The 15,934-nt window shown below is 31.4% G+C and carries 12 protein-coding genes and 1 other annotated feature; of the genes, 4 read left to right on the top strand and 8 right to left on the bottom strand.

What is annotated here, in order from left to right; genetic code table 11:
• Nucleotides 1–7: 7 nt before the first annotated feature.
• Nucleotides 8–1,405, bottom strand: coding sequence for a bifunctional folylpolyglutamate synthase/dihydrofolate synthase (locus tag C0982_RS01020; RefSeq protein WP_101772395.1), 1,398 nt, complete (start codon nucleotides 1,403–1,405; stop codon nucleotides 8–10).
• 312 nt (nucleotides 1,406–1,717) lie between these two features.
• On the opposite strand from C0982_RS01020, the gene C0982_RS01025 reads away from it, so the two are divergent.
• Nucleotides 1,718–3,148 (top strand): aminoacyl-histidine dipeptidase, encoded by a 1,431-nt coding sequence (locus C0982_RS01025; RefSeq protein ID WP_101772396.1) that lies wholly within the window; start codon nucleotides 1,718–1,720, stop codon nucleotides 3,146–3,148.
• Nucleotides 3,149–3,331: 183 nt separating this feature from the next.
• A complete protein-coding gene (locus C0982_RS01030; RefSeq protein WP_101772397.1) occupies nucleotides 3,332–3,952 on the top strand; it encodes a superoxide dismutase in 621 nt (206 codons plus the stop codon).
• Between the two features lie 74 nt (nucleotides 3,953–4,026).
• Here C0982_RS01030 and C0982_RS01035 read toward each other — a convergent pair whose 3' ends face one another.
• Nucleotides 4,027–6,678, bottom strand: a complete 2,652-nt coding sequence (locus C0982_RS01035; RefSeq protein ID WP_101772398.1) for a valine--tRNA ligase — start codon at nucleotides 6,676–6,678, stop codon at nucleotides 4,027–4,029.
• Between the two features lie 83 nt (nucleotides 6,679–6,761).
• Nucleotides 6,762–6,984, bottom strand: a binding site (T-box leader).
• Nucleotides 6,985–7,254: 270 nt separating this feature from the next.
• On the opposite strand from C0982_RS01035, the gene C0982_RS01040 reads away from it, so the two are divergent.
• Nucleotides 7,255–7,761: a ferritin-like domain-containing protein gene (locus C0982_RS01040; protein WP_101772399.1), complete on the top strand. Its 507-nt coding sequence runs from the start codon at nucleotides 7,255–7,257 to the stop codon at nucleotides 7,759–7,761.
• Between the two features lie 140 nt (nucleotides 7,762–7,901).
• On the opposite strand, the gene phoU is transcribed toward C0982_RS01040, so the two are convergent.
• The 5 genes from phoU to C0982_RS01065 all read right to left on the bottom strand — a co-directional run bounded on the left by phoU (nucleotide 7,902) and on the right by C0982_RS01065 (nucleotide 12,216).
• Complete coding sequence (phoU, locus tag C0982_RS01045; RefSeq protein WP_101772400.1) at nucleotides 7,902–8,573, bottom strand: phosphate signaling complex protein PhoU; 672 nt, start codon at nucleotides 8,571–8,573, stop codon at nucleotides 7,902–7,904.
• Nucleotides 8,574–8,602: 29 nt separating this feature from the next.
• A complete protein-coding gene (gene pstB / locus C0982_RS01050; RefSeq protein WP_101772401.1) occupies nucleotides 8,603–9,361 on the bottom strand; it encodes a phosphate ABC transporter ATP-binding protein PstB in 759 nt (252 codons plus the stop codon).
• 24 nt (nucleotides 9,362–9,385) lie between these two features.
• Nucleotides 9,386–10,279 (bottom strand): phosphate ABC transporter permease PstA, encoded by an 894-nt coding sequence (gene pstA, locus C0982_RS01055; protein WP_101772402.1) that lies wholly within the window; start codon nucleotides 10,277–10,279, stop codon nucleotides 9,386–9,388.
• A 67-nt stretch (nucleotides 10,280–10,346) separates the two neighbouring features.
• Nucleotides 10,347–11,264 carry a phosphate ABC transporter permease subunit PstC gene (gene pstC, locus C0982_RS01060; RefSeq protein WP_101772403.1) on the bottom strand — a complete coding sequence of 306 codons (918 nt, stop codon included), beginning with the start codon at nucleotides 11,262–11,264 and terminating at the stop codon, nucleotides 10,347–10,349.
• A 67-nt stretch (nucleotides 11,265–11,331) separates the two neighbouring features.
• Nucleotides 11,332–12,216, bottom strand: a complete 885-nt coding sequence (locus C0982_RS01065; RefSeq protein WP_101772404.1) for a phosphate ABC transporter substrate-binding protein PstS family protein — start codon at nucleotides 12,214–12,216, stop codon at nucleotides 11,332–11,334.
• 439 nt (nucleotides 12,217–12,655) lie between these two features.
• On the opposite strand from C0982_RS01065, the gene C0982_RS01070 reads away from it, so the two are divergent.
• A complete protein-coding gene (locus C0982_RS01070; protein WP_101772405.1) occupies nucleotides 12,656–14,209 on the top strand; it encodes a 4Fe-4S dicluster domain-containing protein in 1,554 nt (517 codons plus the stop codon).
• A gap of 167 nt (nucleotides 14,210–14,376) precedes the next feature.
• Here the strand turns inward: C0982_RS01070 and C0982_RS01075 are convergent, their stop codons facing one another.
• Complete coding sequence (locus C0982_RS01075; RefSeq protein ID WP_101772406.1) at nucleotides 14,377–15,927, bottom strand: ABC-F family ATP-binding cassette domain-containing protein; 1,551 nt, start codon at nucleotides 15,925–15,927, stop codon at nucleotides 14,377–14,379.
• Nucleotides 15,928–15,934 lie beyond the last annotated feature (7 nt).

Genomic DNA, 15,934 nt, shown 5'->3' on the forward strand with positions numbered 1-15,934 from the left:
CCTAATTTTATTTATTAAATTTTTCTTTTACTGACTTTCTTACATTCCCTACTAAATACAATGACCCAGCACTAACAACCATGTACTTTTCTTTTTTATTATCGTAATTTTTTATTTTTTTACCTTTTTGTTTTTTATTCTTTTGATTTTTTTCAACTTTCTCCTTTGAAGTTTGATTAAAGATTTCTTCTACATATTTTAAAGAATCTTCAACATCTTCAATACATACTATATCGTCACAATACATACCTACTCTATAAGCGACCTCTTCTACAGCCATAGCTCTCGGATTGTCCGGTAAAGTCACTACTACTTTGTCAAAGCTTGGTACTAGAGTCTTTATAATTCCATCTACATCCTTATCTTTTAAAAGACCTAATATTAGTATTTTTTTATACTCACTTGGAATTAACCTGTTCACCTCTGTTGCCAAGAATTTAGCAGCATCTAAATTATGTGCACCATCAATTATAAAAAGTGGTTTTTCTGAGATGACTTCAAATCTTCCAGCCCATCTAGCATCTAACAATCCATCATAAATAGCTTCTTTACTTATTTTTTCTAATTCTCCTGATTCTTTTAAATACACTAATACATCTATCGCCAAAGAGGCATTAAAAACTTGATGCTTTCCTATCATTCTTATTTTGACATCTTCAAATAATTCACCTGAATAATCTACAAAATCAAACACTTGATTATTTATATTTGATTTTTTTATAATGGCTTCCAAATTTTTTGATACTCTAAGCTTTGCGTGATTAGAATCGCATACCTCTTTTATTATATCAGTAACAGACTCTGATTGTTCATATAAAAATACATTTCCATTATTTTTAATTATTCCTGCCTTTTCATATGCAATCATCTCTACTGTATCTCCAAGAACACCTATATGATCTAATCCTATTGAGGCAATTACACTTACAGTAGTTGATTCTACAGCATTTGTAGCATCATATCTTCCTCCTAATCCAACTTCCAGTACGACTACTTCCGCACCTATTCTTTTATAAAATAATAAGGCAACTGCTGTTACCACCTCAAATTCAGTAGGCTGTCTAAATCCGTCTTTTAACATTTCTTCTATTGTATTTCTAACATATGTAGCACATTCCGCTACTTCTTCATCTGTTATATCTCTTGAATCTATTTTAATTCTTTCATTGAATTTTTCAAGATATGGAGAAGTATATAATCCAGTTTTATATCCACTTTTTACAAGCGTGTTATATATATATGACGATGTAGACCCTTTTCCATTCGTACCAGCTACATGCACAATTTTATAATTTTTTTCTGGATTTTCTAGTCTTTTTAACAACTCTTTCATTATATCTAGCCCAAGTACCATTCCAAATCTGCCTATTCCATGTATATATTCTAAAGATTCCTTATAATCCATATTAATTTCACCATCTATAAAATTAAAGATAGCTACTCCCCTTTCAATTTTATTTTATATATTATATTATACAGAAATATGAGTGTATATTGTAGCTTTTATAATCTATTTTTTGAGATATTTCATTTCAATTCCACTTGTTTTTTCAATGTAAATATTGTACTATGATTATTAGAGAGTATAGTTATTATTTTTTACTTTATTTTTTATGAATATCATACATAAATAAAGTTTTTTATATTTCTTTATTTTTTAATATAAAATAAAGTTTTTTATTCGCAATTATACTTATTTTTAGGAGGTAAACCACAAATGAATAACTTAAGCAATCTTGAACCAAAAAACGTTTTTAAATGGTTTTATGAACTAAACCAAATACCAAGAGGTTCTGGCAATGAAAAAGAAGCTAGTGAATTCTTAGTTAAATTTGCAAAGGACAGAAACTTAGAAGTATATATGGACGATATATACAACGTAATAATTAAAAAACCAGCTACTCCTGGATATGAAAATTCTGAAGCTGTAATTATACAAGGTCATGTAGATATGGTTCCTATAAAGGCAGATACTTCTAACCATAATTTTGAAACTGATCCAATAGAGATGATCGTAGAAGGTGATGTTCTTAGAGCAAACGATACTACATTAGGTGGAGATGATGGTATTGCAGTTGCTTACGGGTTAGCAATACTTGAAGCTGATGATATAGCTCATCCTCCAATAGAGCTATTAATAACTACTAATGAAGAAACTAGTATGGATGGAGCTATGCAATTGACTGCAGATCACCTTTCAGGAACACGTTTGCTGAATTTGGACACAGAAGAAGAAGGTTTTTTTCTTGTAAGTTGTTCAGGTGGATCTAATATAGACACTACATTTGTACTAGAAAAAGAAAATGTTGCTGGAGATGCTTATGAAATAATTATTTTTGGGCTAAAAGGTGGACATTCTGGAGCTGAAATACATACTCAAAGAGCAAATGCTATTAAAGTTCTTGGAAGATTATTGAGTTCAGTTAAAAAAGATATTACTCTATCTTCTTTAGAAGGTGGAATTAAACATAACGCTATACCTAGTTATGCAAAAGCAGTAATAAAAGTAGATGATTTTTCTAAAATAGAAGAAAAATTAAACTCTCTTTCAAAAGAGATTATAGAAGAATACAGAGTTGAAGAACCAAATTTCAAAATAGAAATCAACCCTACAAAAGCCGATGAAGCTTACAAAAAAGATCTAAGCAACAATGTTATAGACTTTTTAATGATGCTTCCTGATGGCGTAAGATTTATGAGTAAGGATATTGAAAACCTAGTTCAAACTTCTCTTAATAACGCTATAATAAGCGAAGTAGATGGAAAGCTAACACTTGTAACTGCTGCTCGTTCTGCATCTTCAAGTTCTCTTAGAGAAACACTTGATATAGTAAACACTATCGCGGAAAGAGTCGGAGCTGCAACAAAGGAATATTCAGCATACCCTGCTTGGCAGTATGAAGCTGAATCAGAGCTAAGAGATATTTCAGTAAAAACTTTTGAAGAACTTTATGGTAAAAAGCCTGAACTTACTTCTATTCATGCCGGTCTTGAATGTGGACTTCTAAAAGGAATTCTACCAAATACTGATATGATCAGTTTCGGCCCAGACATATTTGACGCTCATACACCAAAAGAACATATGATTATATCTTCAGTTGGTAGAGTATGGGAGTACACAAAAAAATTATTAGAAAACCTAAAGTAAATTTTATTCGATAATTAAAACAATATATAAATAGATCTCAGTTTATATTTAAATTGGGGTCTTTTTTTATTTTAGAAAATATTTATTTTTTATAATAATAATGATTATTATTAATGTTTCGTGGTATAATAATTACTAACAGATAACTGTTATTAATTATTATAATAAAAAAGGAGAATTATTATGACTTACAAATTACCAGAATTAGGATACTCATACGACGCATTAGAGCCACATATAGATACTAAAACAATGGAGATACATTATACTAAGCACCATCAAGCTTATGTAGATAAGCTAAATGCTGCTATAAAAGATATTGCTGAACTTCAGGATAAGAAGCTATCGGATATACTAAGAAATATCGATAGCGTTCCAGCCGAAATAAGACAAGCTGTTATTAATAACGGAGGGGGGCATTATAATCACTCTCTATTCTGGAAACTATTAGCTCCAGGTGGAAGCAATGTTCCAGTAGGAAATTTAAAGAAAGCTATCGAGGACACTTTTGGAAATCTAGAAGAATTCAAATCTCAATTCAATCAGGCAGCTGCTAATCGTTTTGGTAGCGGATGGGCTTGGCTTGTATATGATGGTGAAAAGCTATCTGTAGAATCATCTGCAAACCAAGATTCTCCAGTAATGGATTCTAAGAGAGTTATAATAGGGCTAGATGTATGGGAACATGCATACTACTTAAATTATCAAAATAGAAGACCTGATTACATAAGTGCATTTTGGAATGTAATCAACTGGGATTATGCTGAAGAAAGATATAATTACGCGATAAACACTTCTAAATAAATTACAAAAATAAAAAACTGTGTAGAGCTTATGTTCTACACAGTTTTTTTATTAAATCATTTTATTAGCTAAAACTAACTTAATTTTGATAGTCTTTCTTCAATAGTTTTCAGCATATCTTCATATTTTTCTTTTTTAGCTTTTTCTTCTTCAACAAGTTTTTCTGGAGCTTTGTTTACGAAGTTAGGATTATTTAATTTTCCTTCTACTCTTTTTATTTCAGATATTGCCTTATTTTTTTCTTTGTTTAATCTTTCTATTTCTTTTTCTATATCTACTAATTCGTCAAATGGGATAAAAATTTCTACTCCATCTATTACTATAGATACTGCATCTTCTGGAATGCCCTCTGTAGTATCTTTTATTTCTACTTCCGATGCAGACGCTAATGACTTGAAGTATTCTTTACCATCTTCCATAGCTTCTCTCTTATCAGGAGTCGAAACTATTATAGTCTTAGCCTTTCTTGATGGCGGAACATTCATTTCACTTCTTACATTTCTTACACTTCTTATTCCTTCCATTATAAGGTTCATCTTTTCTTCTTCTAATTCCATATTATCTTCTTCTTTATAGTGAGGGTATTCAGATACTATTATATTTCCCTCTACTGTTGGAAGATAACTGTATATTTCTTCTGTAATAAATGGTGTAAACGGATGAAGTAACTTCAATATTTTTTCTAGAACATATGTAAGAGTATAAAGTGCTGCTCTTTTGGCATCTTCGTCATCGCCATATAATCTAGGCTTAACTATTTCTATATACCAGTCACAGTATTCAGACCAAGTAAACTCATATGCTTTTTGTAGTGCAATTCCTAATTCAAATTTTTCCATATTGTGGGAAACTTCGCCTACTACTCTATTTATTCTTGATATTATCCACTTATCTGCAAGAGTTAAATCCTTCTCAACAACATCTCTATTTAGATTACTTACATCTTCATTTTCTAAATTCATAAATACAAATCTCGACGCATTCCAAAGTTTGTTATTGAAGTTTCTAGCAAATTCTACTCTCTCCATATAAAATCTCATGTCATTTCCTGGTGAGTTACCAGTTGCAAGTGTAAATCTAAGTGCATCTGCACCATATTCATCTATTACTTCAAGAGGATCTATTCCATTTCCTAGTGATTTTGACATTTTTTTGCCGTCTGCAGCTCTAACAAGACCATGTACAAATACATGTTCAAATGGTTTTTCATCCATACAGAACATTGCACTAAACACCATTCTTACTACCCAGAAAAATATAATATCATATCCTGTAACTAACACACTTGTAGGATAGTAGTAATCTAATAAATCACTTTCTTCTGGCCACCCTAGTACTTCAAATGGCCATAATCCAGAAGAAAACCATGTATCAAGTACGTCTTCATCTTGTTTTATATCTGTAGAACCACACTTAGAACACTTAGTTGGAGAATTCTCCTGTACCATTACCTCTTCACAGTTTTGGCAATAATATGCTGGTATTTGATGACCCCACCAAAGTTGTCTAGATATGTTCCAGTCTCTTATTTTTTCTAACCACTGAAGATAAGTCTTATCAAATTTTTCAGGCACAAATTTTAACTCACCATTTTTTAATACATCAATTGCAGGCTTCGATAGCTCATCCATTTTTACAAACCATTGCAATGATAATCTTGGTTCTATAACTGTATGACATCTATAGCAAGTACCTACCGCATGATCATGCTTTTTAATTTTAATTAAGTATCCTTCTTCTTCCAAATCTTTTACTAGCTCTCTTCTGCATTCATATCTATCCATGCCTTCGTATTTTCCCGCTAGTTCGTTCATTGTAGCATCATCATTCATTACATTTATTTCTTCTAATCCATGACGCTTTCCTACTTCAAAGTCATTAGGATCATGAGCTGGTGTCATTTTTACTGCACCTGTTCCAAAATCCTTATCAACATAGTCATCTGCTACTATTATTAACTCTCTTCCAACTAAAGGAAGTATTGCAGATTTACCTACAAGGTGAGCATATCTTTCATCTTCAGGATGTACTGCTATTCCTGAATCCCCAAGCATTGTTTCAGGTCTAGTAGTAGCTATTTCTAAAAATTCGTCACTATCTTTTATTGGATATTTAATATGCCAGAAACTTCCTTCTTTATCTTCATGCTCTACCTCAATATCCGATAAAGTCGTCTTACAATCTGGACACCAGTTTATTATTCTATTGCCTCTATAAATATGTCCCTGTTTATGAAGCTCTACGAAAAACTTTGTTACTGCTCTATTACAGCCTTCATCCATAGTAAATCTCTCCATATCCCAGTCACATGATGCACCCAGTTTTTTTACTTGATTTACTATCTTTCCACCGAATTCATCTTTCCATGCCCAAGCACGTCTTAGAAATTCTTCTCTTCCAGCTTCATACTTAGTCTTACCTGTCTCTTTTTTAATCTGATCTACTACCTTTACTTCAGTGGCAATTGACGCATGATCTGTTCCAGGTATCCATAGTGCTTCAAATCCATCCATTCTCTTCCATCTGATCAAGATATCTTGAAGTGTATCATCCAATGCGTGCCCCATATGAAGTTGACCAGTAATATTAGGAGGAGGCATTACAATTGTAAAAGGTTTCTTGTTTTTATCTATCTTAGATTTAAAGCACCCCTTGTCAACCCACTCCTTATAAATTCTATCTTCGAATTCTTTAGGATCATAATTTTTTGGTAAATTTTCTCTCATATCATTTCCTCCTAATTAATATATTTTTATTCTAGGCGTCACACTTATTACTTAATCCGTAAAATAAAAAAACTCTTCACCCACAAAAGGACGAAAAGTTCGCGTTACCACCTTAATTCCAGTTTAAATTTATATAAACTGGCTCTTGAAATCTTTAACGGAACCACCCGAATTGTGCTACACATATTTCTACTTCACACAATTAGCTCAAAAGCTACCTTCAACACACCATCTTTAAAAATCTTCCACCTACGATTTTCTCTCTGTAAAATAGATATGCCTACTCCTCTTTGTCTTCGCTATATATATTGTATAAATTATATAATAAAAAAAAATAGTTTGCAACAATATTTAAAAACATATTTAAAATTATAGATGCTATTTTTTAGTCAATGATATTTTATATTTTATTAGGTATCTCTCGTATATAGCATTACTTGACATATACAAAGTTTTTGTATATATTATAATTATTATATACAAAATATTCTTAATATTTTGTTGTTTGGAAAGTGATTTATTTTCTAGTTTTTGATTCAAATTAAATCTAACAATTTATATTGGGGAGGTACTCGAATGAATAACAGTAATTATGTAGAAATTTTGAAGTATGCAATGAATATGGAACAAAAGGCATCTGAGTTTTACAAAATGTATTTGGACAAAGTTCAAGAAAATTCAAACAAAGAAATTTTTAAAGAATTAGCAGATATGGAAGATGATCACTATAATATTTTAAATGAACAATGTCAAAAGTTAGAAAATAATGGTTCTTTTGACCAAGTTGACGTATCTAAACTTAAAGGTGGCGAAGACATCTTCAAGATAAATGAAAGAGATATTAAGAGCATGGACTTTAACAAAGCTGTAGATGATTTACCAATATTGAGAATGGCTTACGCAATGGAAAGTGACTTCGCTAAGTTCTATGATGAGGCCGCTAAAAAAGCTGAAGATCCTAATGCAAAAAAATTATTAGAAACTTTAGCTTCTTGGGAAATTGCACATAGAGATTCTTTTGATGCAGAGATTAAACTAGCTACTGAAAATTCTTGGTTCAGCAACAGTTTTTCTCCATTCTAAGCTAGAAATTTTATCTAGAAAATCTACAATAATTTTAGACAAACTACAATGATTTATTTACACCAAAAAAAGTACCAAGCTTCGGCTAGGTACTTTTTTATAATTAATATATAATATTATTTATTTCTTTTTTAATTCAATTACATTAATTCTACTAGCTCTCCAGTATTTAGGTATACTGTAGTTTCACAGATATTTACAATATAATCTCCTATTCTTTCAATACTCTTTGCAAGTAGCAATAATTTTGAAACCTTCTTTATATGTCCTGGATCATTTTTCATTTCTTTTATTACTTTTTTCAGCATTAGAGAAGATAATTCATCAATATCATCATCGCCCTTTGCTATTTCTCTTGCTGCTACACTATCCATATTTTGGAAAGCATCCATGCTTCTATCAAGTCTTTCTACAAGTAGAGCTAATGCTTCTAGCATTACTTCAATAGAAGAGTTTACGTCTAAGCCTTTTACCGATGGAAGTACTTTTGCTATAGCTTTTGTGTGGTCTCCCATTCTCTCAAGATCTGGTATTATTCTTATAATTGATACTATTAATCTTAAATCTCCTGATATAGGCTGCTGCAATGCAATAATATTATAAGCATGCTTTTCTAAATCTATACATAGCTTATTAATATGTTCGTCATCTGATTTAATTTCTTTTGTCAATTCTAAATTATCTTCAGTAATAGCCTTTTGAACTTTTACCATAGATGCGCATACAAGTTTTTCAATTTTTAAAATCTCTTCACTCATATTCTTTAATTCATTATTTAAAACTATTCTTCCTTTTTTCTCTACTCTTTCCACAACAACTTCCCCCTCTACAAATTTTTTTCTTAACCGAATCTACCTGTAATATAGTCCTCTGTTTTTCTCTTTGCAGGATTAGAGAATATAATATCTGTTCTATCATATTCTACTATTTCACCTAGATGAAAGAACGCTGTTCTGTCTGCAATTCTTGCCGCCTGTTGCATATTGTGTGTAACAATTATTATTGTATAATTATCTTGTAATTCAAAAATCATATCCTCAATTTTTGAAGTAGATATAGGATCCAGAGCACTAGTTGGCTCATCTAATAAAATCACATCTGGCTTCATTGCAAGGGTTCTTGCTATACATAATCTCTGCTGCTGACCACCTGATAATGCTATAGCACTCTTTTTTAAATTATCTTTTACATCATTCCAAAGAGCTGCTTGCTGTAAAGAAGTTTCTACGGCTTCGTCTAATGTAGTTTTATCCTTTATACCATGACACTTCAATGCAAATGTTATATTATCATAAATGCTCATATTAAAAGGATTCGGTCTCTGAAATACCATTCCTATATTTTTTCTGATATCGTATATATCGATATCTTCTCTGAGTATATTTTCGCCTTTATATAGTATTTCTCCTTCTAATCTACAATCTTTTACCTCTCTATTCATCAAATTTATTGATCTTAAGAATGTAGACTTACCACAACCAGAAGCACCTATAAGAGCTGTAACTGAATTTTTTTCAAATGCAATATTTGCACTTTTAATAGCTTTAAAATCACCATAATATATATCTAAATCTTTTGATTCTATTATAATATTTTCCATAATTATCACTCTTCCTTTTTATTATTATTTAGATGCTCCACCTGTCATCTTTTTGTATAGTACTTTTCCAAGATATCTAGCTAATATATTAAATATTAGTATTGCTATTATTAAGACTGCTGCTGATCCGTTTGAAATATCAACTGCATCTGGTGTTATTCCTTCACTATTTACTTTCCATATATGTACAGCCAATGTCTCAGCTGGTCTCATCAAGTTCCATGGATTGCTTGGAGAAGTTATATCTAAAGATGTGAAATCCAGTGCTGGAGCACTCTGACCTGCAGTGTATATTAGAGCAGCTGCTTCACCAAATATTCTTCCCGCACAAAGAATTACACCTGTTATTATTCCTGGTAATGCTGAAGGAATCAAAATATATTTACTGCATTCCCATCTTGTAAGGCCTAGTGCAAGAGTTCCTTCTCTTTGTGAATCCGGAACACTAGCTAGTGACTGTTGCATTACTCTTACCAATGTTGGAAGATTAAATATAGTAAGAGTTAAAGCACCTGATAATATCGAGAAACTCCAACCAAAATATATTACAAATAGTAAAAAACCAAATAAACCAACTACTATTGAAGGAAGTGAACTCAGTACTTCAACTGAAGTTTTTACCGCGCTTGTCAATTTGTTTTTAGGTGCATATTCGGTTAAATATATCGCTGAACCCAAAGAAATTGGAATACTGATCACTAATGTTATTACAAGTAAGTATAGTGAGTTAAATATCTGGGGTCCTATACCTCCACCTGCTTGAAAAGATTCTGCTGGTTTTGTTAGAAATCCTAATGAAATGCTAGGTAGTCCTTTTATTAATACATGAGCTATTATAAACAATAAAATTGCACATATAATTCCAACTATACCATATATTACTCCTGTTGCTATTTTATCGGCTCGCTTTGGCGACATTTAACATCCACCCCCCAATTCTTCTAAACATCTATCTATTTTATAAAAAGTGTTATTTAAAACTATACTAATCATCCTTTTTCTCCCTTCCAATCATGTGAATCAAAGCTATAAAGAATAATGACATCAACATCAATATAAGTGCTAAAGTCCATAATACGTTATTTTCTAATTGTCCTGGTATAGTGTTACCCATACTCATAGTCAATATACTTGTAAGCGTACTTGCTGGAGTAGTAAGTGATTCTGGTATTATACTTGTATTACCTATAACCATTTGAACCGCCAACGCCTCACCAAACGCTCTAGCCATTCCCAATACTATAGCTGTTAGTACACCTGGAAGTGCTGCTCTAATTACAACTTTATATATTGTCTGCCATCTAGTCGCTCCGAGACCTAGTGAAGCTTCTCTCTGGCTATTATCTACAGATGCTATTGCATCTATACTTAGAGATGTTATAGTTGGAAGTACCATAATTGTAAGTACTATTGTACCTGAAAGTATTCCAAATCCCGTACCACCAAATATATCCCTAACAATAGGAACTACTACTGTCAGACCAATCATACCATATACTACTGAAGGTATTCCCACTAAAAGTTCAATAATTGGTTGAAGGTATTTTTTACCAATTTCAGGTGATATTTCAACCATATATATAGCTGCTCCTATAGCAAATGGAGTAGAAAACAATATTGATAAAAATGTCACCGCAAATGAACCTAAAATCATAGGTAAAGCTCCAACTAGTGGTCTACCATTTTGATCGACTGAAGTAGGTTGCCAATCCGATTTAAATAAAAATTCTCCTATTGAAACTTTGTTGACTACAAAAGTAGACATCCCCTTCACCGTAACCATAGCTATTATAGTTACAACTATCAACAACATCAATAGAGTACATATTAATGTTATTCTTTTTCCTCTTTTTTCAAGAGAAGCTTTGTTTTTTAAATTAAATTTCTCCGCTAGTTTACCCATTTTTACCTCCCACACATAAAAAACTATGACAAAATACTTAGTCACAGTTTTTTGCGAAATATATTATCTATTTAAGTTCTGTAATTTCTCCTTGTGCATTTCTTTCAACTTTCATCACATTTATTGGTATATACCCTAATTCAGCAACTACATTTTTCTGAACTTCATCACTTCTTACAAATTCAATGAATTCTATTGTAGCTCTATTAGCATCTTTTCTAGTATACATATGTTCATAAGACCATATCTTCCAATCATTTTTTCCAACGCTTTCAGCATTGGGCTCCACTCCGTCTATTTTCAAAGCTTTAATAGTGTCATTAAAATATGAGAAAGATAAATAACTTATAGCTCCGGGAGTCTGAGCAACAATTTTTTGAACTGAACCTGAATTATCTTGTTCCTGTGCTTTAGCGGATTTTACTCCACCTAGTCCAAATTTTTCAAATGTGCTTCTCGTTCCAGACCCTTCTGCTCTATTTATAAGTACAATATTTAAATCTGGTCCCCCAACTTCTTTCCAATTTTTTATTTTTCCTGTAAATATATCTTTTAACTGCTGTCCAGTAATGTTGTCTATTTTTATATTTTTATTTATAACAGGACCTACTCCTACAACAGCTACTTTATTGTCTTTAATTTCATTATTTGTTATGTTTTTTTCTTCTATAAATATATCAGAATTTCCAACTTCTACAGTTCCGGCTATTATTTGACTTAGTCCTTGACCAGAACCTCCACCTTGAACATTAACAATCACATCTGGATGTATCTTTGAAAACTCTTTTCCAGCGGATTCAGCAAGTGGCAATAATGCAGATGATCCTACCGAAGTTATATTTCCCTTTATTTCATTTCCAGAATCATCATTATTTTTCTTAGAACATCCTACTAATACAGAAGTAGTAAGTACAACAGCCAAGGCTAGTATACCAATTTTTTTGTTTAACATTTTCTCCTCCTATGAGTTCCCTTTAATACTAAACTACGCACTCTTATAATAATTTTACTGTCACTTAAAATTATATTTTATAAATGTTAAACACTAATTAATTAAATGTAAAAAAAATTAAATTAATGTTAATTCTATATTAACTTTATAATTTCACTTTCTTGATCCCTTATCTAAAACTCAAATATTTTTAATAATGCTATTATTTTATAAAAGATAACTACAGTTTACTTAATTTTTAACAAATTCGAAAGATTTTACTATTTTTAAAATATTTATAGTCTTGACAGTATTGCTTTTTTAATAAATTTTACTTGATTATCACTTAATATAATATTGTTTTTTCCATAAATAAACTGGTTAATATTGTTTATTTTTACACATTTATATGGTATACTTTATACGACTAAAATATAAATAATATTCGGAGGTAAAATTAATGAGTTTAAAGGGTATTTTTACCGCTATTGCTAAAGTTCGTAGAGATGTATTCACGGAAGTTGCAAGATTTGCTTACGATGGAGATGATAACTATAATAAGTTAGAAGAAATTCCATATAACATAATACCAGGTGAAATCGCTTCTCATAGAGAAAGTATTTTCTTAGAAAGAGCAATTGTTGGTGAAAGAGTTAGATTAGCAATGGGTATGCCTTTGAGAAAGGTTTCTGAGCATGCTCCATTGTACACTGATATTGATGAAGGTTCTGTAAAAAATACAATATACAAAGCACCTTTTGTAAATATAATCAAGTTTGCATGTAATTCATGTCCTGACAATGTTTATAAAACTACTGATATATGTAGAGGATGTCTAGCAAGACCTTGTATAGAAGTCTGTCCTAAGGATGCTATTTCAATGGTAGATGGGAAATCTTTTATAGATCAAGAAAAATGTATTAAATGCGGAAGATGCCAATCAGTATGTCCATATTCTGCTATTACAAAGCTAGAAAGACCTTGTGCAAAATCTTGTGGAATGGATGCAATTACTTCAGACAAGTATGGAAGAGCTTCTATCGATTACGATAAATGCGTTTCATGTGGTGTCTGTATTTCTTCATGTCCATTTGGAGCAATCGCTGATAAATCACAAATATTCCAATTGATTAATGAAATGAAATCTGGAGAAAAAGTTATTGCAGAAATAGCACCTGCTTTTATTGGACAATTCGGACCAAAGGTTACACCAGAAAAATTAAGAGCTGCACTGCTTGAATTAGGTTTCTTCGATGTTGTTGAAGTTGCTATAGGTGCGGATTTATGTACAATTGAAGAAGCAGAAGACTTTATGACAAATGTTCCTGAAAAACTTGATTTCATGGCTACATCGTGCTGCCCTTCTTGGTCAGTAATGGCTAAAAAGTTATTCCCTGAATTCAGAGATAATATCTCTATGGCAATGACACCAATGGTATTTACTGCTAGATTTATTAAGAGAAGATATCCAGACACTAAGGTAGTGTTTATTGGACCTTGTGTTTCTAAAAAACTAGAAGCAACAAGAAAATCAGTAAAGAGCCACGTTGATTTCGTTCTTACTTATGAAGAAGTAATGGGTATGTTTGAAGCTAAAGGTATCAACTTAGAAGAAATTGAACCAGCATCTACTGAAAAAGTCAACTATGGAACGGGAGCCGGAAGAGGGTTTGCAGTTTCTGGAGGAGTTGCAAATGCAGTTGTTGACTTAATTAAGAAATCTAATCCAGATATGGAAATTCCTATAGATAAAGCAGATGGTCTTAAAGAATGTAGAAATATGCTTTTACTTGCAAAGGCAGGTAAAAGAAATGGATACCTTCTTGAAGGAATGGCTTGTCCTGGAGGATGTGTCGCTGGTACTGGTACGATACAACCTGTTAAAAAGAGTGCTGCTTCAGTAAACACTTACAAGAAAAAAGCAGAACTTCAAATAGCAAATGAAAGTAAGTATACAGAGTTACTTTCTCAGCTAGATGATACATGGTTTGATGAATGGGATATAGAAAAATAAATATTTTTTATTCGTATAATAAATTATATATAATTTATATTTTCATGTTATAAATGATTCATATTATAAAAAAGGAACTTGTTTAATTTAACAAGTTCCTTTTTTTATATCAATTTTACTTAGTTTTTTTATATAAATTTTATTTAGTTTTATTTTATGTAATATATTTAAACTATTTTTGTTGTAAAGTCTTCTATATTCCATACATCATCTACAATATCGTTATAAAATTCAGGCTCATGGCTTACTAATAACACGGTCCCTTTAAATTCTTTAACTGCTTTTTTTAATTCTTCTTTTGCATCTACGTCTAAGTGATTTGTAGGCTCATCAAGTACTAAAAAGTTTATATCTTTCATCATTATTTTGCATAATCTTACTTTAGCTGCTTCTCCTCCTGATAAAACTCTCATTTGACTAGTAATATGATCATTTGTCAGACCACTCTTCGCAAGCGCCCTTCTAATATCTATATTATCTAAACCTGGAAACTCGCTCCACACTTCATCTAATGCGGTTTTTGTATTTTCATGAGAACTTTCCTGCTCAAAATATCCTATTTCCAAATAGTCACCTAGTCTTACATCACCTTTGTATGGCTTTGTAATTCCTAAAAGAGTCTTTAAAAGAGTTGATTTACCAATTCCATTCATACCCTTTAGAGCAATTTTCATGCCTCTTTCCATTCTAAAATTAAGAGGTTTTGTAAGTGGCTCACCATATCCAAGTACTAAATTATTAGTTTCAAAAATTAGTTTTCCAGACGCTTTCCCACTATTAAATGAAAAACTCGGCTTAACTTTTTCACGAGGTCTTTCTAATATTTCCATCTTGTCCAATTTCTTCTGTCTAGAATTTGCCATTCCTCTTGTTGCTACTCTGGCCTTATTTCTTGCTATAAAATCCTCTAATTTTTTTCTTTCTTCTACTTGTTTTTCATAAGCTTGTTCTTCTTGACGTTTTTTAATTTCATTTCTTCTTTCAAATTCGTCATAATTTCCTTTATATCTATTCAATTCTCCATTTTCTAAGTGATATATTACGTTACAAGTGTTATTTATAAAATCTATATCATGTGATACAAGCACAAATGCATTACTATATTCTTGAAGATATCTAGTAAGCCAAATAATATGTTCCTCATCTAAAAAGTTTGTAGGCTCATCTAAAACCAATATTGTTGGGTTTTCTAATAGCAGTTTAGTCAGCAGCACTTTTGTTCTTTGGCCACCTGATAGGTCAGATACATCCTTGTCAAGTCCAATTTCACCTAGACCTAAACCATTTGCAACTTCCTGAATTTTTGCATCTATCATATAAAATCCACTGTGGTCTAACATTGTCTGTATATCTGCTGTATCTTCTAGATATTTCCCCATTTCTTCTTCTGTGGCATCCCCCATCTTATTGTAAATATCTAACATTTCTTTTTCTAGTTCATACATATGCTTAAATGCATCTCTAAGAACCTCTCTAATAGTCTTTCCCTTTTCCAATACTGTATGCTGATCTAAATATCCTACAGTTACTCTGTTTGACCATTTTATATCCCCTGCATCAGGCATAAGCTTTGCAGTTATTATATTTAAAAAGCTTGATTTTCCTTCTCCATTAGGTCCAACAAGTGCAATATGCTCACCTTTTCTAATTCTAAACGAAACATTTTCTAATATTGTTCTTGCTCCAAATCCATGACTTACTCTATCTACGACTAACATTAATTTA

Origin of the sequence: Peptostreptococcus faecalis, from assembly GCF_900240845.1 — a bacterium.
In the GTDB taxonomy this organism is placed as follows: domain Bacteria; phylum Bacillota; class Clostridia; order Peptostreptococcales; family Peptostreptococcaceae; genus Peptostreptococcus; species Peptostreptococcus faecalis.

Coding starts and splice junctions, on each gene's coding strand:
- C0982_RS01020 (WP_101772395.1), bottom strand. CDS start 1,405: ATGGATTATAAGGAATCTTTAGAATATATACATGGAATAGGCAGATTT.
- C0982_RS01025 (WP_101772396.1), top strand. CDS start 1,718: ATGAATAACTTAAGCAATCTTGAACCAAAAAACGTTTTTAAATGGTTT.
- C0982_RS01030 (WP_101772397.1), top strand. CDS start 3,332: ATGACTTACAAATTACCAGAATTAGGATACTCATACGACGCATTAGAG.
- C0982_RS01035 (WP_101772398.1), bottom strand. CDS start 6,678: ATGAGAGAAAATTTACCAAAAAATTATGATCCTAAAGAATTCGAAGAT.
- C0982_RS01040 (WP_101772399.1), top strand. CDS start 7,255: ATGAATAACAGTAATTATGTAGAAATTTTGAAGTATGCAATGAATATG.
- pstB (WP_101772401.1), bottom strand. CDS start 9,361: ATGGAAAATATTATAATAGAATCAAAAGATTTAGATATATATTATGGT.
- pstA (WP_101772402.1), bottom strand. CDS start 10,279: ATGTCGCCAAAGCGAGCCGATAAAATAGCAACAGGAGTAATATATGGT.
- pstC (WP_101772403.1), bottom strand. CDS start 11,264: ATGGGTAAACTAGCGGAGAAATTTAATTTAAAAAACAAAGCTTCTCTT.
- C0982_RS01065 (WP_101772404.1), bottom strand. CDS start 12,216: ATGTTAAACAAAAAAATTGGTATACTAGCCTTGGCTGTTGTACTTACT.
- C0982_RS01070 (WP_101772405.1), top strand. CDS start 12,656: ATGAGTTTAAAGGGTATTTTTACCGCTATTGCTAAAGTTCGTAGAGAT.
- C0982_RS01075 (WP_101772406.1), bottom strand. CDS start 15,927: ATGTTAGTCGTAGATAGAGTAAGTCATGGATTTGGAGCAAGAACAATA.